Origin of the sequence: Marinobacter sediminum (assembly GCF_023657445.1) — a bacterium.
GTDB lineage: Bacteria > Pseudomonadota > Gammaproteobacteria > Pseudomonadales > Oleiphilaceae > Marinobacter > Marinobacter sediminum_A.
The window spans coordinates 81,548-104,593 of the sequence record NZ_JAGTWY010000001.1 but is presented as its reverse complement, the minus strand read 5'-3'; the positions used below and the strand labels follow the sequence as shown (position 1 = coordinate 104,593).

The following is a 23,046-nucleotide window of genomic DNA, read 5'->3' as shown; positions in this document are numbered from 1 at the left end:
ACTGAAAATGGGGGCTGGTCATTTTACACACGTAGAAATACGTACTCAAATCAGAGTGACATTATTTTGGGGAACAAAAACCGGACTTCCCAGTCCTCGGGCTTACGGAACAATGAGTTAGCTTGCCCGACGTGCGCGGAGCCGTTACAAACTACCAGTTGTCCGTATCCAGGGCGACCGGCTCCTGAGCGCCTGGGGCAACCGGGCTGCTGCTGCCTGGGCATCGGTCCTGGATGAAAACTGACCATAGAATACCATAAACCACGGCTGACCCTGCCGCTCACCTCTGGTATAAAGCATATCCGGCAGCTCGGGGTGCTGCTTCAGGACGTTTAAAGCGGTTTGCTCAAGGTTTCCGGCGACCAGCTGAATCGTCCAACCGCCCCGGGACCGAATCCTGTCAACGGCCACAAACTGCTCGACATTGGCGGGGCTGAACTCAGGCTCAGGCTCAGGCTCAGGCTCAGGCTCAGGCTCAGGCTCAGGCTCAGGCTCAGGCTCAGGCTCAGGCTCAGGCTCAGGCTCAGGCTCAGGCTCAGGCTCAGGCTCAGGCTCAGGCTCAGGCTCAGGCTCAGGCTCAGGCTCAGGCTCAGTAACAGGATCCAGGTTGGCCAAATCGTCCGTCAATGGTACCGGCTCATCCGCCGGCGGAGTCTCGAATTGATCATCTTGGGCTGGCGACTCCGGCCCGATTGTTACACTTTTCCGGGTGGGTTCTTGCTGTTGCAAATGCGCAACACTCTCAGAAATCGAACTGTTGTACTGCTCGGATACAAACCACCAGGAACCCCCAAGCAGGGCCAACGCCAGCATCGGCCAACCAAGATTTTTGTACGTAAGAATCGGATGGTTGACCGACCTCTTTTCGGGAGAAACAATATCCAGCCACACACCCGGGGCTACTCGCTTGAGCCGGGAGAAACTGCCCTGACTCAGGGAATGAATCCTCGCCAGCCTGGCCGGGCTCAGCAACTCGCTTAGCTTTCCTCCAGCCTGATGAATCCTCGGCTCAAGATACGCAACCAACTCCTCTTTGGTGAGCGGGCGCAGATGCACCTGATGCACATTGGTGGAGTCGGCATCAAGCCCCAGGACGCCGACCAGGTCATCAAGACCGGCGATCACTGGCACGGCCGCAGAAGCACGTTCCGAAGCAAGAAAACCAGCCAGAATCAGTTTCAAAAGCTCTGGGGGCACGCGATCGGCATCATCAATCAGCAGTACCATGCGCTGCCCCTTGCGGGCGCGGGATTCTGACCACCGAAAGAATCCATACACTACGTCCCGAGGGCTTTCATCTTCTCGCAAACCGGAAAGCCCAAGGCTTTTCAACGCCCGCGACAGGGCCTGCGAACTTGTGAGTGCAGATGTGGGAATACGATGAAAGTCCAGGCGTGACGATTCACTGCGAACAAGCTCAGCGAGCAACCGGGTCTTTCCAGAGCCGACCGCCCCGGTTAACAGCAGCGCCATGTCGCCAAAACCGCAGAGGTGGCGAAGCGTTTCAAGGGCATGATGCCGCATGGCATCGGGGAAGAATGGCGTTTCCATTTCCAGCGGGTTCGCCCGCAACCCGTACCGTTGTTGCAGCCTGGGGAACAGGCCACCACCATCCTGAGCGTTCAAGTATTCTTCCGTCACAACTCTTCCCTGCCGTTTACCCTGGCGGCCAAATACCGAATCGAGTCGGTTGTCATTGATGCCGACAGAATTCAGCCAGTGTTGCAGCAAGATTTTCCGCAGCGGCATCCGCAGTCACGACCGCGTCTCCCAGTGCACGAAGCAAAACCAACCGTAATTGTCCGTCGACATTTTTCTTGTCCACTGCCATCAGATTCATGAAATCCTCTGGCGTCATACTCTCAGGAGGTTTCTCGGGCAAGCCCGCTTGCGAAACAAGGCGCGCCGCTCTCTTACATTCCTCATGAGTTATCGAACCCTCTCGGGCAGAGAGGTCAGCGGCCATGATCATACCAACACCAACGGCCTCACCATGAAGCCAGTTGCCATAGCCCGAAAAGGTTTCAATGGCGTGACCAAACGTATGGCCAAGATTGAGAATCGCCCTCAATCCACCTTCACGCTCATCTTTGGCGACTACCTCTGCCTTACAGGTACAGGAGCGGAAAATGGCTTCGCCGACTGCCTCGTCTTCAAGGGCCACCAGCCGATCCATATTTTCTTCAAGCCAGTCCAGAAACCCCGGGTCCCGGATCAAACCATACTTGATCACTTCCGCAAGTCCCGCAGATACTTCGCGCGACGGAAGGGTTTTGAGACTATCCGTATCAATCAGTACGGCTTCGGGCTGATGAAAGGCACCGATCATGTTCTTGCCGAGCGGATGATTGATTCCGGTCTTTCCACCAACAGAGGAATCTACCTGGGATAGAAGAGTTGTCGGAACCTGAATAAACGGTACTCCGCGTTGGTAGCAGGCGGCGGCAAATCCAGCCATATCCCCAACAACACCGCCTCCAAGGGCGACAAGGGTGGTTTTCCGTGTATGCCGCTTTTCAAGTAATCCGTCAAAAATAAGGTTCAGAACCTGCCAGTCCTTGTACTTTTCGCCATCGGGCAGAGTTACGACGTCAGCATGCTTCCCGGGGAAACAGCCCCGCACCCTTTCCAGATAGAGCGGTGCCACCGTCTCATTGGTAACGATCATAACCTGAGAACCGCTCACGTAAGACGAGAGATCGATCTCTCCCAGAAGCCCTTGACCAATGATTATCGGGTAGCTGCGCTCACCCAATTCAACGGTGAGTTCATGAAGCACTTCAGACATGATTTCGCCCTTCCTTCCGCACTTGCCGCTTGTGGCGAGGCGTCCTGGGGTTCATTCGATTAACAAGTTGACGAACGACCAGTCGCGGACTCTTGCGATCGGTATACATAATAATATCGGCCAGCCCGGTATATAGAGGATCCCGGATCGAAAAGAGTTTGCGCAAAACCCCCTCAGGATCGTCATTCTGGAGCAATGGCCGGTTTCGGTCTCTTCGCGTTCGCTCGACCTGCTGTTCCAGGGAGGTTTTAAGATAAACCACAACGGCATCTTTCTTGAGTAACGGATGGTTTTCAGTGCGCATGACCGCTCCGCCACCTGTTGCCAGAACAGTCTTCGGCTCGGTGGACAGCTCCTCCAACATGGCCGTTTCTCGCTGACGAAAACCCTCCTCGCCTTCCACATCGAAGATCCAGGGGATGTTAGCGCCACACCGGTCTTCGATAATTCGATCCGAATCCAGAAAACGATAGCCCAGCTCTTTGGCCAGCATACGACCAATAGTACTTTTGCCAGCTCCCATGGGGCCAACCAGGACAACGCGTTTGGGCAAAGACATAACTTCCGCTCAATTGTGTTCAGGCGGGTGAGAATATCACAGGGCTACTCTTTCCATAAGTTCCCCGACTCTTATTGCAAAGGCATCAGACACAAAAAAGCCGCCGGTTTTACGCGGCGGCTTTGAACCGAACCAGATTAACGAATCAGGTCGCTCTTTATAATCTTCGGTGTTATGAAGATCAGCAACTCACTGCGCTCATCGATACGCTCAGTTCGCTTAAACAGGCGGCCCAGATATGGGATGTCACCCAGGAACGGAGTCTTGGTGGTCTGGGTAGCAACCTCGGACTGGAAAATACCGCCCAGCACAACAGTCTCCCCATTACCAACCAGAACCTGTGTAGTCACCGCATTGGTATTGATGGAAGGAATACCCGCTGTCACTTCCCCTCGGGAATCCTGATTTACCACCAGATCCATGATGATTTTGTCGTCTGGCGTAATCTGAGGCGTCACTTCCAGGGACAGCACAGCTTCCTTGAACGAAACAGAGGTTGCGCCACTTGAAGACGCTTCCTGGTAAGGAATCTCTTCACCCGACTTGATGGACGCGGTCTGGCGGTCCGCCGTTACCACGCGCGGCTGCGAGACAACTTCAGCCTGGCCATCACTCTCCAGCGCAGAGAGCTCAAGATCAACGAGGAAGTCATCACTGCCCCAACCGATGGCAAAGGATGATGCGCCCTCACCTGTGACGCCGAGGTCCACTGCCAGGGCTCCCGGGAAGGTTATTGTATTACTTCCTCCACCAGCTGCCTGTCGGGCTTCTTCGACTGCACCTTGGGAACCCCCGATGGCAAAGACGTTATCACCACTGACGTCATATGCCGCGCCGCCCCAACGGATACCGAGATCCTCGGCTACGTTGGTTTGTGCCCGCACAATACGGGCCTCAATGGACACCTGGCGCACCGGAACGTCCCACGTAGAAACGAGGCGCCGGATCTCTTCGAGTTTCTCGGCCGTTTCCCGAACACTGATGGTGTTGGTTCGAACGTCTGAGGATACGAAACCACGGTCCGAAATCAGCTCCTCGTCCTCTTTAATCAGCCCTACTATGTCACCGGCCTTGGCATAGTTCACCTGAATGATGTCCAGACGAACCGGTGCAAGTTCAGCAATCTGTTTGGTGGTTTCAAGCTCAAGCTTTTCTCGAGCCGCAATCTCATCCGCCGGAGCCACCAGAAGCACATTCCCGATCTGGCGCTTGTCCAGGCCTTTGGTTTTGAGAATCAGATCAAGAGCCTGATCCCATGGAACATTCTGCAAGCGAAGCGTAATGCTTCCGCCAACCGTGTCACTGGCAACCAGGTTCAGGCCTGTAAAGTCGGCAATCAGCTGTAACACTGAGCGGACTTCAATATCCTGAAAGTTAAGCGAGAGCTTTTCGCCGGTATACGGGAATTTTTCTTCCCTTCGAGCCTCAGCCTCCTGCTCCGTCAGCTTCTCGACACTGACTGTAAACTCGCTTCCAGACTGGTAAGCAATGTAATCGTAATTACCTTCCGGACGGATCTCGACAATGGCGTTACCATCTTCAACGTAGGTATCGATTCGATTAACCGGCGTCGCAAAATCCGTTACATCAAGACGACGGCGCAGATTCTCAGGTACGGCTAAATCCGGCATGGTCAGTCGAATCTTGCCCCCCAGTTCGGAGAGATCAACAGGCGCGGAAGTGCTACCCAGGTCAACCACGACCCTGCCTTCGCCATCCTTGCCGCGCCTGAAATCGACGCCCGCCAAAGCGTTCGCACCGGTAGTTGCCGACACTGAAGCCGCTGATGCTTCAGAGGACATGGAGGCCGTTGCAGCACCCCCGCCACCAATGGTCATCACCAGGGAATTGTTATTGCGAGTGGTGTCATAGGGCACCAACTCCACCAGATTAAAGATCAGTCGTGTACGGTCTTTGGTTTCGACAACCGTCATGCTCTGGGCATTGCCAGAGCCAAGCGGGATGCTACGGCTGTCAAGTCCGCTCGTAGTGTCGCTTAAATCAACCGCAATACGTGCGGGACGCTCAATGGTGTAGCCCGTTGGTTCCGGCGGCTGACCATCAAACTGAAGCGTCACTTCCAGGCGCTCCCCCGGCAGGGACGAAAATGTCACGTCTTCCAGCGTGACCGCATTGGCCAGGCCGGATAACAACCCAAAAGCAACCACGCTGACGTATACATTGAGTTTTCTGAACATCGCTAGCCTCGACCCCAAACTTTTTTGTTCGTGCATGTTTCTGTCAATCATCATAGTGCCGCTCCTTAGCCCTCTTCCCCAGTCAGTGTCAGGGAACGCGGACGCTCTACCCAACCACCCCGGCCATTGGGAACGATTTCAATGAGTTCTATACGCGTTTCGCCCACGCCAACAATACGGCCATAGTTTTTACCCATATAGTTGCCTGCGCGTACCCGGTGAATACCGCCAGTATTGTCCTCGATTAAGGCAAAGAGGTTGCCTGACGTGCCCTGCAGAGTTCCAACCATTACCAGCTCTTTGATATCAAAGTTCTCAAGAACCTCTCGTGGCCTGTCTAGATCAGGCTCAACGTCACTGACCGGCTGCTGGTCAACCATCGTTAGCTGAACATCGACGGGCGGCTCGAAGGGCGCACGCCTGTCCGCTGCCGAATAGCTAAACGCCTCATAAGCCTTGAACTCAGGCAGTGGCTCCACGTGCCCTCTGGGTTTAGCACGGGTATCCGCCATAAACTTATCCAAATCCGAAAAACCGCTATCCTGGGAACATGCCGTCAGGAGAGATACCAGACATACACCCAGCCAGGCTTTTCCCGCATGCTTTACTGTCATGCTCATTCTCCGGCCCGGTAGCGGTAAGTACGGGCAAGAACCTGCATATCAAGCTGCTCTCCGTCTCCGCCAGTTGGTTTAATGGTTAGGTCATGCAGGGTCACAATCCGTGGAAGGCTTGCGACACTGCTTACAAAAGATGCCAGCTCGTGGTAAGCCCCTGAGACACGTATATTTATTGGCAACTCAGCATAAAAATCACGTCTCTTCTCAGGCTGGAGCTTCACTTCCTGCAGCGATAGCCCACTGCCCAGAGCGGTATTGGTAATGTCTTCCAACAGGCCCGGAACCTCGGTTTCACTGGGAAGCTGGCGGACAAGGGCCCCAAAGGTTTCTTCCATCTCCGCCATCTGCGCTTTGAACACCTCAAGGTTGGCAACCTGATAGGCCTTCTCTTCGTATTTCTTACGCAAATCCTGCTCGGTTTTTTCCACTCGATCCAGCTGCATGTACTGATCTTTGATAAAGAACCAGTACCCGCCACCAGCAATCAGACCAACGATAATCAATACAACAATTGCCTTGATCGGCGCAGGCCAGATACCAGCGTTATTGACGTCGAGGTCACTAACATCAAACTCATTCAAGCTCTTAAGTGAGTCCGCGAGGCTCATTACTTATCCTCCGCTTCGGGCTCGGGCGTCTTCTGCTGCACCGACAGGTTGAACTGGCTGTATCCTGCACGACGATCGTCTGCCGCTGACACATTGGAAAGGTTGGGATTGGCAAACCAGTCAGAATTTTCGAACTGACGCATCAACGTCGAGATTCTGCTGTTGGATTCCGCCATACCCACGATATTGATACGATCACCTGCCCTTGCAAGGTCGCTATAGAAGAGGCCATCTGGCAGAGTCCGAACCAATTCGTCAAAGACCCTAACGATGACCGGCCGCTTGCCTTGAAGATCCTGGATAACCTTCATGCGCGCGAGAAGTTCATCCCTTTTGCGCTTGAGACTTTCAATTTCCCTGATCTGCTGATCCAGCTTCTTCGCTGCTGTCTCAATATACGCATTCCGGGACTGTTGATAAGCGATCCGGCTGTCCATATCAGACTTCCAGAGGAATACGACCCCGGCGGCTATAATCGCGGCCCCCAGGATCATCACTACAAACTGCTTCTGCTTTTCGGCCCGTAGCTCTTCTCGCCAGGGCCTGAGGTTAATCTTTGCCATCAGTCGAAGCTCCTCATTGCCAGGCCGCATGCAATCATCAGTGAGGGGGCATCATTACTGAGAGCTGATGCATTAACCCGCGACCCTACAGCCATGTCGGCGAACGGGTTCGCAACCAGAGTAGGCGTACCGGTTTTTTCCTCGACCATTTCTGTCAGTCCCTGTATCGAGGCGGTACCGCCTGCCAGAACCACGTAGTCGACTGCATTGTACTGACTGGCACCAAAGAAGAACTGGAGAGCACGGGCAACCTGCTGAACCACAGCCTCCCTGAAGGGCGTAAGCACCTCTGATTCATAATCGTCCGGGAGACCACCCTGCTTCTTGGCAAGACCAGCCTCCTCAAGGGAAAGCCCGTAGCGACGCTGAATTTCTTCGGTCAGTTGCTTGCCACCGAAGATCTGCTCCCGGGTGTAAACCGTTTTCCCGGCCGCCAGAACGCTGAGGGTAGTCATGGTTGCACCGACATCCACAATCGCCACAACCAGTTCCTCTCCCTGGGAGTCGAGCTGAGACTCCAGCAAGGTGTAGGCACGTTCAAGCGCGTAAGCCTCAACATCGACAATTTTTGCAGACAGAGAAGCAATCTCGAGAGCGTCTTCGCGGATATCGACGTTTTCCTTGCGGCAAGCCGCAAGCAGGACATCCACCTGATCCGGATTGTTCTCTGAAGGCCCCTGCACCTCAAAGTCGATAGCGACTTCATCAAGGGGATACGGAATGTATTGATCCGCTTCAAGCGTGATCTGATCTTCCATTTCAAATTCGTTAAGCCCACCATCCATCTGAATGAGCTTTGTAATAACCGCTGACCCCGAGACAGCTACCGCCACTTGCTTCACACCTGTGCGAGACTTGGCGGCAACGCGCTTCAGCACCTCACCAACGGCCTCAACATCTGTGATGTTTTTTTCGACGACAGCATTCGCTGGCAACGGTTCAACTGCGTAGCTTTCGACCTTATAGCGGTCGCCCTGCTTCGACAGTTCCAGAAGTTTCGCCGAGCTGGAACTTACGTCCACGCCCAGCACTGCACTGGATTTCTTTCCAAACAATCCGAACACGCGCTCACCCTATACCTGGTTAGATGCACCGGGTTAAGTTACTTATGTGTTTTTTATTTAAGAGAATTTCTTCAGTTTTCCGTCTACAATGCCTGTTCTTCTTTAATTGAGAAGTATTGCGACGGTGAAGCGACTCTTCCTTCCTAAAGCAATTTCTCAAATGATAGACCTATATCCAACAGTTGTCAGAAAAAAATGTCTCATTTGTTGCGCACATCTCGCCTTTTCGCCTGGTTGATTCTTACCGGACTGAGTTCCGCCGTTATCGTCACATCAGGCTTTTATCTCTATCTTCGACCGGGACTCCCTCCCGTCGAACAACTCCTTGAAATAAAGCTGCAGACGCCTATGAGGGTCTACAGCAAAGACAGCAAATTAATAGCAGAATTCGGTGAAAAGAGAAGGGCACCGATCACAATCGAACAGATCCCAACAATTCAGTTACAAGCCTTTATGGCCGCTGAAGACTCGCGTTTTTACGAGCACTTAGGGGTCGACATCAAAGGCCTGGCGCGGGCTGCAATCGAACTGGTCTCCACCGGATCAATCCAGTCTGGTGGCAGCACCATCACAATGCAGGTTGCAAAAAATTACTTTTTGTCACGCGACAGGACCTTTATCCGGAAGTTCAATGAGATACTTCTTGCTCTTCAGATTGAGCGTGAACTGGACAAAAACCGTATCCTGGAGCTCTATCTGAACAAGATTTACCTGGGCAATAGAGCGTACGGTATCGCCGCAGCGGCCCAAGTCTATTACAACAAAACCGTCGCAGAGCTCTCTCTGGCGCAGATGGCCATGCTGGCCGGCCTGCCAAAGGCTCCCTCGGCCTTCAACCCGCTGGCCAACCCGGAACGCGCGCAGATTCGCAGAGACTGGATCCTTGGGCGAATGAGGGATCTCGGCTATATCACGGATGATGCATACGACCTGGCCTCATCCGCTCCCCTGACCGCAAGCTACAACGCCACCAAAACGGAAGTAGACGCCGACTTTGTAGCCGAGATGGCTCGCTCGGAGATGGTTCGCCGATTCGGCGAGGAAGCCTACACCGATGGATACACCGTGACGCTCACCGTCGACGGCCTGAAGCAGCAGACTGCTACAGACGCTCTCCGAAACGGTTTGGAAGCCTATGATCGACGTCACGGATTCCGGGGACCTATCGGCCAACTCGAACCTGATGCCCTTACCAACAACGAGGTGTCAGACCTCGTGCGCAATTACCCGCGAGTTGAATCACTGATCCCTGCCGTGGTTACCAGCGTCAATGACGACAAATTGCTGGCCGAGGTTTACGCAAGAGACATTGGCGAAGCAACCATGGCCTTCGAGACCATGACATGGGCGCGGCGACACAAAACGGTAGACCTGACGGGGCCGGAACCGGAAAAACCCTCCGAGGTCGTCTCCGCCGGAGACGTCATCTATGTACACGCCCTGGAAGCCTCCGATGACAATACAACCGACTCACCTCGTGCTGTGTCGCTGGCGCAGGTACCCCGGGCAGAAGGCGCCCTGATATCACTGGATACCGATACCGGGGCTGTTGAGGCCCTTGCCGGGGGCTACAGCTTTGGTCAAAGCAAATATAATCGGGCGATACAGGCAAAACGGCAACCCGGCTCCACATTCAAGCCCTTCCTTTACCTGACGGCACTTGAAAATGGCATAACCCCGGCAACCATTTACAACGATGCCCCCATCGTTTTTGACGATTCAGAGCTGGAAACCGCCTGGCGCCCGCAAAACTCGTCGGGACAGTTCTACGGCCCGACGCGGCTTCGAGAGGCCCTCTACCGCTCCCGCAACATTGTATCCATCAGACTGCTCAGGGATGTCGGCATTCAGACCACACTGGATTACCTGAAGCAGCTGAAGATCCCGGTCGACAACATGCCGGACAACCTTTCGCTTTCCCTTGGCAGCGGTCAGCTAACGCCGATGGAGCTGGCCCGAGGCCTGGCGGTGATTGCAAATGGCGGCTACGACGTCCAGCCGTACCTTATTGACCGTATTCAGGATGTGAAAGGAAAAACCTTGTACCAGGCGCCGAAAACCGTGCTTTGTGAGGAGGACTGCGACCAGATACTGACCAATGCTCCGGACGGAGACAAACAGACAGAAAATGCCTCCAGCATCATCACTACCGGCGAAACGCCAGTTGCCAGCAGCGGTTCATCCAACCAGACCCGCGTGATGAGACGACTGGCAGACGAGCGCTCTGTCTATATACTCCACTCGATGATGCGCGACGTCATCCGCCTCGGCACGGGAAGGCGCGCGCGTGCTCTGGGCCGCGATGACATTGCAGGGAAAACCGGCACCACCAATGAACAAAAAGACACCTGGTTCGCAGGATTCAACCACAAGATAGCCACCACTGCCTGGGTAGGCTTTGACCAGCCAGAACCTCTTGGCCGGCGCGAGTTTGGCGCCAGTACGGCACTGCCAATCTGGATTGACTACATGAAAGTTGCGCTAAATGGCACTCCCCCGGCAATGATGCAGCGACCCAACGGCATTGTGAACATACGCATCAACCCTGAAACCGGAAAACGCGCAAGGCCAGGTGAAGACGGCGTGTTCGAAGTCTTCAAGGAAGAGGATGCACCGGCTCCGCTGCCCCCCGAGAATGAGAGCGACGACAACGGCAACTCCGGTGGAGATGACTTGTCCCGCCAGATCTTCTGATCGCCCTGCACCTGTCGTCAGCGGCAGGCAAGCATAAAAAAACCGGCGGGATCACCGCCGGTTTTTTTATTATCCTGAACGAAACTTAGATAATGTCGTCCATAGATTTCAGCGGATAGTGCGCCGGGTACGGGTTTCTGGCAACACCAGAATCAACCGCCGCACGAGCAACCGCCGCAGGCACTACCTCAAGCAGACGCACGTCCATTGGCTTGGGAATAATATATTCCTTGCCGAACTCGAAGCTCTCCACACCATAGGCCTCGCAGATCTCTTGAGGCACTGGCTCCTTCGCAAGCTCGCGAATGGCGTTTACCGCAGCCACCTTCATCTCTTCATTGATAGCAGTTGCGCGAACATCCAGAGCGCCACGGAAGATGAACGGGAAGCCCAGCACGTTATTCACCTGGTTCGGATAGTCGGAGCGACCGGTTGCCATGATGAGGTCATCACGAACAGACAGTGCTACTTCCGGACTGATCTCGGGGTCCGGATTTGAACAGGCAAACACAATGGGATTGGGCGCCATTTTCTTGAGCTGATCCGCTGTCAGCAGATCCGGACCGGACAATCCCAGGAACACATCTGCGCCATCAATGGCGTCATCCAGAGTGCGCTTATCCGTATCATTGGCGAACATCGCCTTATACTGGTTCAGATCCTCACGACCCGAGTGGATCACACCCTTACGGTCGAGCATGAAGATGTTTTCAGAGCGAATACCGCAGCTGATCAGCAGCTTCATGCACGCGATAGCAGCTGCGCCCGCACCGAGACAGACAACCTTCGCTTCTTCAATTTTTTTACCCTGCAGCTCAAGGGCATTGATCATGCCGGCTGCAGTTACGATGGCAGTACCGTGCTGGTCATCGTGGAAGACGGGCACATTGCACTTTTCGATCAGCGCACGCTCAATTTCAAAGCACTCAGGCGCTTTGATGTCTTCCAGGTTGATACCACCGAAGGTATCCGCGATACGCTCAACTGTTTCAATGAACGCCTGCGGGCTTTCGGAATTGACTTCAATATCGAAGACATCAATTCCGGCAAAGCGCTTGAACAGTACGCCTTTGCCTTCCATAACCGGCTTACTTGCCAGCGGACCCAGGTTACCCAGACCAAGAATCGCTGAACCGTCGGAGATTACAGCCACCAGGTTGCCCTTGGCCGTGTATTTATATGCGTTCTCCGGGTCCTTTGCGATCTCGCGGACCGGTTCGGCAACCCCGGGGCTATACGCCAGAGAGAGATCGCGGGAGGTCTTGGTTGGCTTCGTGATTTCAACACTCAGCTTACCAGGCCGCGGCTTGGCGTGATATTCAAGGGCTGCTTCTTTCAGATCTTGAGACATTGCCACTGTTCCGTTTGTCACGTTTAAGGGTAATAAACCGCCGAGCTTCCACTCAGCAGAGCGCGCCATTATGGCGCGCTCGTCCCCAAACGACAAGTGGCATTCGGGCATTTTGTGATCAGTCAATAGTGCGAATTGCGTATGTATTCAAAAAATACATACTTTCCCGAGGGCATAAAAAAAGCGCCCGGAGGCGCTTTTTTCTTTTACCAGAGCGATCAGTCTTTCTTGCCGCCGGCGATGCGACCGCCGAAGCGCTTCTGGAAGCGGTCGATACGACCACCGGTATCCATAACCTTCTGCTTGCCAGTGTAGAACGGGTGGCACTGGGAGCAAACGTCCAACTGCAGGTCATGCCCGATAGTGGAGCGCGTCTTGATTACATTACCGCAGGAACAAGTTGCAGTAATCTCTTCGTACTTGGGATGAATACCTTCTTTCATGGCGAACCTCTTTAGGGTCATGCCGCTACCTGATCAAGGGGGCTGAACACCAGCCCGGTGCCAGGCACCGCATGTTTGAATCAATTGACAAGACGGGGCACACTAATGCCCTGCCGGAAACAGACCGCGAATCTTACTTGCAATTACCACAGCAGGCAAGCGCCACACCGTTTTCTGGCCCCGCCCGCAAGCGTTTTCGCCGTAAGTCGCCGATTACGAAAGGATAGGGAAAAACCGTAACACTCTATTTTCAGTGGAGCACTTTGTGCCATCGATTGCACGTATTGCCCTGAATCGCCCATTACGCCGACTGTTCGATTACACCATTCCTGACGATCTCCGGCTTGTCGCGGGCCAGAGAGTCCGGATACCTTTTGGCCGACAGCAAGCGACAGGGCTGGTTGTTCAAACCGGAGTGGAGCCACTGCGCGGGATAAGCCTTAAACCGGTTTACGCCGCACTGGAAAACTGGCCCGCACTGCCAGAGGAAACCTTTCGGCTTCTAAGCTGGGCCAGCGACTATTATCAGCACCCACTCGGAGAATGTCTGTTCACTGCCTTACCACCTGCCCTGAGGCGAGGCCGGGTTGCTGAAGAGAAAACGCAGGAATGGTGGCTCGCCTGCAATGATGGCGAAGCGCTTCCCGCCAACGCCCATCGACAAAAGGCACTGTTTGCATGGCTGAACGAACACCGATCCGGCGTAGCAGCAAGCGACATTATTAAGGCCGGATTTACCCGGGCCCAACTCAGGGCCCTCAGCGACAAGCAACTGATCAAACTTACCTCCCCCCCCGCCAGCGGCTCTTCGCCTGAGACTGTCGAGGCCGTGTCTGAAAAGCCAGCCCTTTCAGCTGCGCAGACTACCGCCGCCAGCGCACTCGCCACCCCTGCCGAGGGATTCAGCACATCCCTCCTATACGGAATCACTGGAAGCGGAAAAACAGAAATCTATCTGCACTACCTTAAGCAAAACCTTGAGGCTGGCGACCAGGCTCTGGTACTGGTTCCGGAAATTAACCTTACCCCTCAGACTGTCGCTCGATTCCGACACTACTTCGGTACGCGTATTGTGGTGTGGCATTCAGCCCTCAACGACAGCGAGCGACTTGCTACATGGCTGAAAATACGCAACGGTGAGCCGGTCATCCTGATCGGCACCCGGTCGGCTGTTCTAATGCCGTTCACCGGCCTGCGCACGATCATTGTCGATGAAGAGCATGACAGCTCCTACAAACAGGGTGAGGGTTTCCGCTATTCCGGCCGCGACCTGGCGGTTTACCGCGCACACCTGAATCAATGCCCGGTGATTCTTGGCTCTGCAACTCCTTCACTTGAGTCCGTTCACAATGCCGAGCAGGGCAAATACCGACTGGTGAAACTGGAAGAGAGAGCAGGAAATGCAACCCAACCGACGATCAGCCTGCTGGATATTCGCAGCCGCAGCCTTGAGGGAGGCATCTCCCGCCCTGCCCTCAATGCCATCGAAAAAACCCTGGCCAATGGGGAGCAGGCACTGATCTTTGTCAATCGCCGGGGGTTTGCTCCGGTGATGATGTGCTTTGACTGCGGCCATATGGTCGAATGCCCTCGCTGCGACACTCGCCTCACCTATCACCGCCGTGACCGGGCCATGCGATGCCACCATTGCGACTATCAAACCGCTGCAACCGAGCAATGCCCCAAGTGTCACAGCGATGCCTTCAAACCTGTCGGACAGGGCACCGAGCGAACCGAAGACGTTCTCGCATCAACATTTCCCCAAACACCTGTTGTCCGGGTCGACCGCGACAGCACCCAACGCAAAGGTAGCATCCAGACAATTCTGAATCAGGTAAACAGCGGCAAGCCCTGCATTCTTGTTGGCACCCAGATGCTGGCCAAGGGCCACGACTTCCCGAACGTCACCCTCGTGGTCGTCGTCAACGCCGACGGAGGCCTGTTCAGTGTCGATTTCCGTGCGCCAGAGCAGCTCATTCAGACGCTCCTCCAGGTCAGTGGCCGGGCCGGGCGTGGCACAAAGCCGGGCAAGGTATTGGTGCAAACATGCCACAGCGATCATCCGCTGCTGAAAACACTGTGTGAAGGTCGTTACCTGGAGATCGCGGACCAACTTCTCAGCGAACGCGAGGAGGGGCAGTTCCCTCCGTTTCGCGCTATGGCCATTTTCCGGGCAGAGGCAGACACCATGGAAAAGAGCCTGCAAGTGCTCGATATCATCAAGCCTCTTACCAATATTCCCGGAATCGAGACATGGGGCCCACTGCCAGCACTGATTGCCCGGCGCGCCGACAAACACCGTGCGCAATTGATCCTGAATGCCAGAAACAGAAAACGACTGAACAACCTGTTAACCGGTATCTGCCAGGAACTGGACCAGAGCAAACTTCCTGCCGGGGTCAAGTGGATGATTGATGTTGATCCTCAGGAAACCGGCTAAACTGAGACATAACACCTCGCAATTTCACACTATTTCACAGAAAACCCGAGCCTCCCGATTTGCTTTCTGCGCACCTGTGCTAAGATCCTGATGATCTATTAACTTAAATTTAAGTGCAAAAATCACATATACGATTCTCATGCAGGGAATACGTTTTATGGATAGCTTTTATACCCAAATGGAAAACATGGAGATTGGAAATGTCAGGGAAATTCCTTGCACGAACGGCCGCATTGTCACTTGCGGTACTCATGGCTGCCTGTGGCGGCGATGAAAGCTCATCATCGCTTTCAGGGGCGGGCAGCTCAGGAACAGAGGGAGCCTCAGACGAAGGAACGGAGCGGACCGTAACGCTGGAGCTCGGAACCGGAAGCGGCTCCTCATTCCAAGCCGGTCAAATGAAGGTTTCAGCCTCTTCACTTTCCGCAGGAGGCTCCACGAGACTGGAGTTCAACGTAGTAAATGCTTCTAACGGGAACACCACCTACAATGCGGTCAGCACGAGCGTCAGCATTTCGTCTCTTTGTCAAAGCGCCGTTTTTGACAACCCCGTAACGACAAGTTCTGGTTCATTCACCACTACCTATGAGGCCGGTTGCGCTGGCGCCGACACTATTACCGCTCGCCTGCCAAACGGATCAACAGCAACGGCAAACGTTACCGTAGCCGCTCCTGAAATCGGGGAACTGGAGTTTGTGGGCGTTTCTCCCGATTCCATTGCTCTCAGCGGAAGCTCCAACAACGCTCGCCCCAGTGTTTCAGAGGTTTCTTTCCGCCTTGCCGACAAAAACGGAAACCCAATCACGACCGGCGAACAAATCACCTTCTCACTATCCACAACAGTTGGAGGGATCTCCCTTTCCCAAACAACGACCGAAAGCGACGAGGATGGCCTGGCAATAACCAGAGTCAATGCGGGCACTGTGGCCACTGTTGTAAGCGTTACCGCAACCTATACACCAATTTCTGGCTCTGCCATTCAGACGACTTCGGCTCCAATCTCGATCAGTGCAACCATTCCCGACCAAGACTCTTTCTCGCTGTCCGTTGAACAAAATTTTCTACCCAACTCCCGCAATTATGACGGTGTCACCATTCCTATCACCATTCGGGCTGCAGACCGAAACAACAACCGCATAAGCGACGCGGTGGTCAATTTTGTCACTAATGGAGGCTCCGTTCAAAGCGAGTGTACGCTGCAGGATGGCGTTTGCTCGATTGAATGGATAAGCCAAGACCCTCGTCCAGAAGGTGGTGTTGTACAGATTTTGGCCCGAACTGTTGGCGAAGAGAGTTTTACTGACGTAGACAGTGACGGGAAGTTCACGGCCTCAGCCGACACCTTTAACACCGCTCTGGATGATAAAGGGGAGGCCTTCCTTGATGTTAACAGGAACGGGACCTATGACCCTGGCGAGGTCTATTTCGACTATAACGACAACAAGGCTTACGACACCCCGAATGGCATATATAACGGGACCGCATGCGTTGATGAACCAAACTGCTCGACATCACTTCTCGAAATTACTCAGACGGGCAAACTGTTTCTCGCCAGCGATGACATCGGGATCACCTTCACTACCCCGGTCGCTCCGGGAACCGTTTGCGCAAAAATTGCGGGCCTCTTTGAGGACAACAGCGGCAACGTGATTGCGGGCCCACCTCCGGGCGGAACCTCAATCGCTTTCTCAACGACGAACGGTAGCATTGTGGCCCCAAACAGTTTCAACTCGCCCACGGATTTCACTGAGCTTCCGATTGAGCGCTGTGTAACGGTTGAAGCTGACGACACGCCTGACACCGGTACCCTGACCGTTAAAGTTACGCCACCACCGCCATTTAACAGCGACCCATTTGTTGCCCAACGATCAATAAGTGATTGATATCTGCTCAACAGCATGTTCTGGCCAGCGATAAGAAGCGCCGGCCAGAACTTCCGCATTTGAGAAGCTGAGCCCTTTCCGCGATAATACCCGCCTTCTATTTCTAACGGGCGCCCTGCCCTAACCACAATTCTCCAGTAAACCGAGTCATCTGACAGCATGAAAGAGACCGTTTCCGATCTGCTCCAGTCCGCACTGGCGGCCCTTCAATCCGAAGGCACGCTGCCCGCTGACCAGACCTTTACCCCACAGGTGGGCAACACCAAGGATAAATCCCACGGCGACTATGCCTGCAACATTGCCCTGGTAGCTTCAAAGGCTGCCGGTTGCCCGCCGCGCAAGCTGGCTGAAGCACTGGTTGAAAAACTGCCGGATAGTAAAGCTGTGGAGAAAGTGGAAATCGCCGGCCCCGGCTTTATTAATTTTTTCATGAGCACGGCCAGCGCCTTTGAGGTGGTCAATACCATTCTGGATGAGGCGGAATCCTACGGTCGCAACAACCAAGGCAACGGCGAGAAGGTGCAGGTTGAATTTGTATCTGCAAACCCAACCGGGCCACTCCATGTGGGCCACGGGCGCGGGGCCGCCATTGGCGACTGCCTGAGCCGACTGCTGGAAGCCAACGGATACGACGTTACCCGGGAGTTCTACTACAACGATGCCGGCGCCCAGATTAACAACCTGGCCTTTTCCGTTCAGGCACGGGTAAAAGGCCTGACGCCGGAGGACGAGAGCTGGCCGGCAGACGGCTACCGGGGCGATTACATCGTCGACGTGGCCAATGCCTATCTCGCCGGCGAGACGGTCACAGCTGATGACCGGGAAGTAACCGCCAAGGCAGACCCGGAAAATCGGGACGCCATTCGCGAATTTGCCGTTGCCTATTTGCGCCGGGAGCAGGATCTGGACCTGAAGGCATTCGGGGTTGAGTTTGATGTCTACTTCCTAGAGTCCTCACTCTATGAAGATGGAAAGGTCGAAGCCACCGTCAAGCGTCTGCAGGAAAATGGCTACACTTACGAGCAGGATGGCGCGATGTGGCTGAAAACCACAGAATTCGGCGATGACAAGGACCGCGTCATGCGCAAGAAGGACGGTGGTTATACCTACTTCCTGCCTGACGTGGCCTATCATCTGGACAAGTGGCAGCGAGGCTTCACCACTGTCATCAACGAACAGGGTGCTGACCATCACTCTACCGTTACCCGTGTGCGTGCCGGCTTGCAGGCTCTGGATACAGGGATTCCAAAAGGCTGGCCGGATTACGTTCTGCACCAGATGGTCATGGTCACCCGTTCCGGTCAGGAAGTAAAAATCTCCAAACGGGCAGGCAGTTATGTCACCGTCAGGGACCTGATCGATGAGGTCGGCCGCGACGCAACCCGCTTCTTCCTGGCGGCCCGTCGAGTGGACTCCCAGTTGACCTTCGATATCGATCTGGCCCGCTCACAGACCAATGAAAACCCGGTGTATTACATTCAATATGCACACGCGCGCATTTGCAGTGTGCTGCGGAAAATGGAAGAAGAAGGTATCACGAGGGGGCGCAATGAGTGTGTGGGGGATTTGTCACTCCTGGTCCTGGACGAGGAGAAAGAGCTGGCAAACCAGCTCGCCAAGTACCCCGAACTGATCGCCAACTCAGCAGCGCAACGTGAACCTCATCACCTGACGCACTATCTGAGGGATCTGGCTGGCCAGTTCCATACTTATTACAACGCCCACAAGGTGCTGATTGAGGATTCTGCCGTCCGTGACGCCCGTGTCAGCCTTTACCTTGCGATTCGCCAGGTTATTGCCAACGGCCTGGATCTGCTGGGTGTCAGTGCACCGGAAGAGATGTAAACAGCGACAATGTCCCGAGACTACGCACGCAAGAACCGGTCAACCGCGCCCTCTGCGACAACGCAGAATAAACAGCCGAAACGCGCGCGCACTCCGAAGAAACGACATAAGCCTGCTGCTCCGGCACGCTCTCAGCACGGAGGGCTGTCGGTGAAGTGGATTTTGTCGCTTGCCGCGGTAGGCGGATTCATCGGGTTCATTGTCTATCTGAACTCACTGCCAACCAGCAGCCCGGCGCAACCTGTCCCGCAGAGTCAAAGCCCTGCAACCGGACAGGGGATAAAACCAACAACCACGGCGAAGCAGGATGAGAAAAAGCCCGGATTCCGCTTCTACGAAATGCTGCCCGAATCCGAGGTGGTACCGCCAAAAGTTGAAGAATATACCCCTGGCCCGGTCAAAAAGGATTTCGATTACCTGGTCCAGTCCGGCTCTTTCCGCAGCAAAGAGGACGCCGAGCGACAGCGGGCGCAGATCGCCTTCCAGGGCCTCCGGGCAAACGTTCAACGCATAGACCTGGACAGCGGATCGGTCTGGTACCGTGTCAATGTGGGCCCTTTCAGCTCCCGTAGCCAGATGAACTCGGCCATCGACAAACTGGTTTCGATCAATATCCAGCCACTGATTCGCAAGATTCCCAAAGACGGCTAAGACCAACAGTTTCGGGGGTTCTGCACTCAGGGCCTTACCGGAGCCGTGCGGAGCCATGGACGGTGGAGCCGCAGCCTCTTGAATTCTCCCACCCCGCCTCCATAACTGCCTGATACCGATTTCAATCAGGCAATTGGAGCCCAAATGACTACCATACTTTCCGTCAGGCGCGATGACGAAGTTGCCTTGGGTGGCGACGGCCAGGTTTCCCTTGGCAACACTGTAATGAAGGGGAATGCACGCAAGGTTCGTCGCCTGTACAACGGCAAGGTGATCGCAGGATTCGCCGGAGGCACTGCGGATGCCTTTACTCTGTTTGAACGGTTCGAAGCCCAACTTGAAAAACACCAGGGCAATCTGACCAAAGCAGCCGTAGAATTGGCGAAAGACTGGCGAACAGACAGGGCTCTCCGGAAACTGGAAGCGTTGCTGGCAGTAGCGGATAAAACAGCATCGTTGATCATAACCGGTAACGGCGATGTTATAGAGCCGGAACAGGGCCTGATTGCCATCGGCTCTGGCGGCCCCTTTGCCCAGGCATCGGCCCGGGCACTGCTCGAGAACACCGACCTCTCAGCTCACGAGATTGTTGAGAAAGGCCTCGATATTGCCGCCGACATCTGCATTTACACCAATCACAATCGCACCGTCGAGGTGCTGTCTACCAACGACTGATCCGGAGCGACCATGTCTGCAATGACTCCCCGTGAGATTGTCCACGAACTCAATAAACACATCGTGGGCCAGGAAGAAGCCAAGCGGGCGGTGGCGATCGCCTTGAGAAATCGCTGGCGCCGGATGCAACTCGATAGCAGTCTGCGAGATGAGATCACGCCGAAGAATATCCTGATGATTGGCCCGACCGGGGTAGGCAAGACAGAAATTGCCCGACGCCTGGCGAAACTGGCCGACGCTCCCTTCCTGAAGATAGAGGCAACCAAATTTACGGAAGTGGGCTATGTCGGTCGCGATGTAGAGTCGATCATTCGCGACTTGGCGGACATGTCCATCAAAATGCTGCGTGAACAGGAGATGAAGCGTCATGAACACCGCGCCCTGGATGCAGCAGAGGATCGCATTCTGGACGCACTCCTCCCGCAACCTCGTGACTTCAATGAGGACAGCCAGCGCAGTGAGGATTCATCAACCCGTCAGATGTTCCGCAAGAAACTTCGCGAAGGTGAGTTGGACGATAAAGAGATTGAGGTCGACCTGAGCAGCAGCGGTGCCGGCGTTGAAATCATGGCACCTCCCGGAATGGAGGAGATGACCAACCAGCTTCAGAGCATGTTCTCTAACCTGTCTTCCGATAAGCGCAAGACCCGCAAAATGAAGGTGTCTGATGCGCTGAAACGGGTCAAGGAAGAGGAAGCGGCAAAACTGGTCAACGAGGAAGAAATAAAGCAGAAGGCCATCCAGGCCGTGGAGCAGAACGGTATAGTCTTTATCGACGAGATCGACAAGGTTGCCAAACGCTCAGAGAACACATCGTCTGACGTTTCCCGCGAGGGCGTGCAACGAGACCTGCTCCCGTTGATCGAAGGGAGCACCGTCAGTACCAAGTACGGCTCTGTTCGCACCGACCACATCCTCTTTATCGCCTCTGGCGCTTTTCACCTGTCAAAGCCCTCGGACCTGATTCCGGAACTTCAGGGCCGCCTTCCAATTCGGGTTGAATTGCAGGCCCTGACGCCCGATGACTTCAAACGCATCCTCACCGAACCGGATGCCTCCCTGGTCCAGCAGTACGAAGCACTAATGGCTACTGAAGGCGTCAAGCTGACGTTCCGAGATGATGCGATAGCCCGAATCGCCGAAGTTGCCTGGAAGGTGAACGAGACGACTGAGAATATCGGTGCCCGTCGCCTGCATACGGTTCTTGAACGGCTGCTGGAAAGCCTCTCGTACGATGCTGGTGACAAAGTCACGGATGGCTTTGAAGTGACGGCAGAGTTTGTGGACGAGAAGCTTGGCGAGCTGTCCGAGGACGAGGACCTGAGCCGCTATATTCTATAACTCTCGCGAATGGGCACCCGAGGGTGCCCCAAACCCAAAGCTTACTGGGCCCTGTTGAACAACTGCGTTACGTTCTCGAGGCCCGAAGCCAGCCGGCCTTTTTCGGCTTTTTTCTTACGGCCCTTCGCCACATAAAGCGGCAACATCTCCCCGTAAAGACTGGTGCTGATCGTCCGCTGCTCATCTTCCAGACGATCCCTACGAAGTTTGATGCCATATTTCGCGAGCTTTGGCTCCAGTTGATCCGCACGATTAAGCAGGTCCCGACGTGTCATCTGGTAGGCATGCTCACAGACCATGCGGCGAGACTGGAAGCTGAAGACATTGGAGAAAAACAGTTTGGCATCGTCGCGCGTGGGCTCGAACAACAAGATATCCTTGTCCGGGTAGTCCCGCGCATACTGGGCAATACCTGACTGCATCCGCGAATAGACCATGGTTCGGAATGTCTGTGACAACAGATGCGGCATGCCGGAACGGGTCAGCTCACCCGGTTTCATTGTGCCAGCCCGAACAGCGGCGCTGGCGTCAATGGGCACCTGGGGGTTAACGGCAAAGACCAGATCTGCGCCATCCTCAAACGCGACAGATGCGTGCAAACCCTTGCGAAGCGTTCCGTCAACGTAATAACGGCCATCGATCTCTACAGGAACATATAGCCCCGGAGACGCCGTACTGGCCTGAATCGCCTTCGAAATAGGCACGTGGTCAAAGCCCGGTGCCCCAAAACAGACAGCGTCCGTACTCTCCACATCCGCCGCTACAATATAGAGGCTGCGCTTCAGCTGTCGGAAATCATTGGTTCGGCCGAGCATGGTAAAAGCCCGCTTCAGGTACTCGTGCAGCCCATCATTGTCGAAAAGACCAGCGGGCGCTGCCTGAGCCAGAATAGTCAGGGCTTCCAGCAGGCTCTGATCGTAGGGGTTATTAATAAAGCGCTGAACAGCCGTAGAGACGAGACCGGGCACGGACAACAGCCGGCTACCGATTTCCCGAAACGCCGGCCGGTAGAATACCTCAGGGTGAAAGGGATGGACCTCGGCTTCGTTTCGGACGAATATCCGACAAAGCTGGGCCGTTGTCATCTGGTTGGCCAGATTGGCCGCCGCAAAGGACCCGGCATTAACCCCGACATAGACATCAATATCGTTAAAATCGAGACCATCCAGAGCTTCGTCCAGGGCCCTCAGGGCACCGATCTCATAAATACCACCCAGTGGTCCACCGCCACCAAGGGCCAGCCCGATGCGGGGAGTGGATTTAAGCTCGGTTGGAGCGGTCATGGCCTTTCCTTTACCGTTTCGGTTCTCGGGAACCGTGTTC

General features: G+C 54.8%; 18 protein-coding genes. 7 read left to right on the top strand and 11 right to left on the bottom strand.

Annotated features, from left to right (window positions below; all coding sequences use genetic code 11):
• Nucleotides 1-144 precede the first annotated feature (144 nt).
• The 8 genes from KFJ24_RS00520 to KFJ24_RS00485 all read right to left on the bottom strand — a co-directional run bounded on the left by KFJ24_RS00520 (nucleotide 145) and on the right by KFJ24_RS00485 (nucleotide 8,400).
• Entirely contained in the window at nucleotides 145-1,731 is a 1,587-nt protein-coding gene (locus KFJ24_RS00520) for an SPOR domain-containing protein (RefSeq protein ID WP_350455556.1), read from the bottom strand.
• Nucleotides 1,694-2,788: a 3-dehydroquinate synthase gene (aroB, locus tag KFJ24_RS00515; protein WP_250829130.1), complete on the bottom strand. Its 1,095-nt coding sequence runs from the start codon at nucleotides 2,786-2,788 to the stop codon at nucleotides 1,694-1,696. The genes KFJ24_RS00520 and aroB overlap by 38 nt, the downstream gene beginning before the upstream one ends.
• Complete coding sequence (gene aroK, locus KFJ24_RS00510; protein ID WP_250829129.1) at nucleotides 2,781-3,347, bottom strand: shikimate kinase AroK; 567 nt, start codon at nucleotides 3,345-3,347, stop codon at nucleotides 2,781-2,783. Before aroK ends, aroB begins: the two co-directional genes overlap by 8 nt.
• A gap of 137 nt (nucleotides 3,348-3,484) precedes the next feature.
• Nucleotides 3,485-5,545, bottom strand: a complete 2,061-nt coding sequence (gene pilQ / locus KFJ24_RS00505) for a type IV pilus secretin PilQ (protein ID WP_434968028.1) — start codon at nucleotides 5,543-5,545, stop codon at nucleotides 3,485-3,487.
• Nucleotides 5,546-5,610: 65 nt separating this feature from the next.
• Nucleotides 5,611-6,159: a pilus assembly protein PilP gene (locus KFJ24_RS00500; protein ID WP_250829128.1), complete on the bottom strand. Its 549-nt coding sequence runs from the start codon at nucleotides 6,157-6,159 to the stop codon at nucleotides 5,611-5,613.
• 2 nt (nucleotides 6,160-6,161) lie between these two features.
• The gene (locus KFJ24_RS00495) at nucleotides 6,162-6,773 is read right to left on the bottom strand and encodes a type 4a pilus biogenesis protein PilO (RefSeq protein WP_250829127.1); all 612 of its coding nucleotides are present in this window, start codon (nucleotides 6,771-6,773) and stop codon (nucleotides 6,162-6,164) included.
• Entirely contained in the window at nucleotides 6,773-7,336 is a 564-nt protein-coding gene (locus KFJ24_RS00490) for a PilN domain-containing protein (RefSeq protein WP_250829126.1), read from the bottom strand. Before KFJ24_RS00490 ends, KFJ24_RS00495 begins: the two co-directional genes overlap by 1 nt.
• Nucleotides 7,336-8,400 (bottom strand): pilus assembly protein PilM, encoded by a 1,065-nt coding sequence (locus KFJ24_RS00485; protein WP_250829125.1) that lies wholly within the window; start codon nucleotides 8,398-8,400, stop codon nucleotides 7,336-7,338. The genes KFJ24_RS00490 and KFJ24_RS00485 overlap by 1 nt, the downstream gene beginning before the upstream one ends.
• Nucleotides 8,401-8,595: 195 nt before the next feature.
• Between KFJ24_RS00485 and KFJ24_RS00480 the strand changes: the two genes are divergently transcribed.
• Complete coding sequence (locus KFJ24_RS00480; protein WP_250829124.1) at nucleotides 8,596-11,094, top strand: penicillin-binding protein 1A; 2,499 nt, start codon at nucleotides 8,596-8,598, stop codon at nucleotides 11,092-11,094.
• Between the two features lie 85 nt (nucleotides 11,095-11,179).
• Here the strand turns inward: KFJ24_RS00480 and KFJ24_RS00475 are convergent, their stop codons facing one another.
• Entirely contained in the window at nucleotides 11,180-12,445 is a 1,266-nt protein-coding gene (locus KFJ24_RS00475) for a malic enzyme-like NAD(P)-binding protein (protein WP_250829123.1), read from the bottom strand.
• 218 nt (nucleotides 12,446-12,663) lie between these two features.
• Nucleotides 12,664-12,888 (bottom strand): 50S ribosomal protein L31, encoded by a 225-nt coding sequence (rpmE, locus tag KFJ24_RS00470; RefSeq protein ID WP_250829122.1) that lies wholly within the window; start codon nucleotides 12,886-12,888, stop codon nucleotides 12,664-12,666.
• 265 nt (nucleotides 12,889-13,153) lie between these two features.
• On the opposite strand from rpmE, the gene KFJ24_RS00465 reads away from it, so the two are divergent.
• The 6 genes from KFJ24_RS00465 (at nucleotide 13,154) to hslU (ending at nucleotide 21,723) form a co-directional block, all read left to right on the top strand.
• On the top strand, nucleotides 13,154-15,328 hold the full coding sequence (locus KFJ24_RS00465; protein ID WP_250829121.1) for a primosomal protein N': 2,175 nt from the start codon (nucleotides 13,154-13,156) through the stop codon (nucleotides 15,326-15,328).
• Between the two features lie 200 nt (nucleotides 15,329-15,528).
• A complete protein-coding gene (locus KFJ24_RS00460) occupies nucleotides 15,529-17,211 on the top strand; it encodes a hypothetical protein (RefSeq protein WP_250829120.1) in 1,683 nt (560 codons plus the stop codon).
• Between the two features lie 159 nt (nucleotides 17,212-17,370).
• Nucleotides 17,371-19,056, top strand: a complete 1,686-nt coding sequence (gene argS, locus KFJ24_RS00455; protein ID WP_250829119.1) for an arginine--tRNA ligase — start codon at nucleotides 17,371-17,373, stop codon at nucleotides 19,054-19,056.
• A gap of 9 nt (nucleotides 19,057-19,065) precedes the next feature.
• On the top strand, nucleotides 19,066-19,707 hold the full coding sequence (locus KFJ24_RS00450) for an SPOR domain-containing protein (RefSeq protein WP_250829118.1): 642 nt from the start codon (nucleotides 19,066-19,068) through the stop codon (nucleotides 19,705-19,707).
• 144 nt (nucleotides 19,708-19,851) lie between these two features.
• Nucleotides 19,852-20,382 (top strand): ATP-dependent protease subunit HslV, encoded by a 531-nt coding sequence (gene hslV, locus KFJ24_RS00445; RefSeq protein WP_250829117.1) that lies wholly within the window; start codon nucleotides 19,852-19,854, stop codon nucleotides 20,380-20,382.
• A gap of 12 nt (nucleotides 20,383-20,394) precedes the next feature.
• Nucleotides 20,395-21,723 (top strand): ATP-dependent protease ATPase subunit HslU, encoded by a 1,329-nt coding sequence (hslU, locus tag KFJ24_RS00440; protein WP_250829116.1) that lies wholly within the window; start codon nucleotides 20,395-20,397, stop codon nucleotides 21,721-21,723.
• A 41-nt stretch (nucleotides 21,724-21,764) separates the two neighbouring features.
• Here the strand turns inward: hslU and KFJ24_RS00435 are convergent, their stop codons facing one another.
• The gene (locus tag KFJ24_RS00435; RefSeq protein ID WP_250829115.1) at nucleotides 21,765-23,006 is read right to left on the bottom strand and encodes a patatin-like phospholipase family protein; all 1,242 of its coding nucleotides are present in this window, start codon (nucleotides 23,004-23,006) and stop codon (nucleotides 21,765-21,767) included.
• Nucleotides 23,007-23,046 lie beyond the last annotated feature (40 nt).

Coding starts and splice junctions, on each gene's coding strand:
- aroB (WP_250829130.1), bottom strand. CDS start 2,788: ATGTCTGAAGTGCTTCATGAACTCACCGTTGAATTGGGTGAGCGCAGC.
- aroK (WP_250829129.1), bottom strand. CDS start 3,347: ATGTCTTTGCCCAAACGCGTTGTCCTGGTTGGCCCCATGGGAGCTGGC.
- pilQ (WP_434968028.1), bottom strand. CDS start 5,545: ATGTTCAGAAAACTCAATGTATACGTCAGCGTGGTTGCTTTTGGGTTG.
- KFJ24_RS00500 (WP_250829128.1), bottom strand. CDS start 6,159: ATGACAGTAAAGCATGCGGGAAAAGCCTGGCTGGGTGTATGTCTGGTA.
- KFJ24_RS00495 (WP_250829127.1), bottom strand. CDS start 6,773: ATGAGCCTCGCGGACTCACTTAAGAGCTTGAATGAGTTTGATGTTAGT.
- KFJ24_RS00490 (WP_250829126.1), bottom strand. CDS start 7,336: ATGGCAAAGATTAACCTCAGGCCCTGGCGAGAAGAGCTACGGGCCGAA.
- KFJ24_RS00480 (WP_250829124.1), top strand. CDS start 8,596: ATGTCTCATTTGTTGCGCACATCTCGCCTTTTCGCCTGGTTGATTCTT.
- KFJ24_RS00475 (WP_250829123.1), bottom strand. CDS start 12,445: ATGTCTCAAGATCTGAAAGAAGCAGCCCTTGAATATCACGCCAAGCCG.
- rpmE (WP_250829122.1), bottom strand. CDS start 12,888: ATGAAAGAAGGTATTCATCCCAAGTACGAAGAGATTACTGCAACTTGT.
- KFJ24_RS00460 (WP_250829120.1), top strand. CDS start 15,529: ATGTCAGGGAAATTCCTTGCACGAACGGCCGCATTGTCACTTGCGGTA.
- argS (WP_250829119.1), top strand. CDS start 17,371: ATGAAAGAGACCGTTTCCGATCTGCTCCAGTCCGCACTGGCGGCCCTT.
- KFJ24_RS00450 (WP_250829118.1), top strand. CDS start 19,066: ATGTCCCGAGACTACGCACGCAAGAACCGGTCAACCGCGCCCTCTGCG.
- hslV (WP_250829117.1), top strand. CDS start 19,852: ATGACTACCATACTTTCCGTCAGGCGCGATGACGAAGTTGCCTTGGGT.
- hslU (WP_250829116.1), top strand. CDS start 20,395: ATGTCTGCAATGACTCCCCGTGAGATTGTCCACGAACTCAATAAACAC.
- KFJ24_RS00435 (WP_250829115.1), bottom strand. CDS start 23,006: ATGACCGCTCCAACCGAGCTTAAATCCACTCCCCGCATCGGGCTGGCC.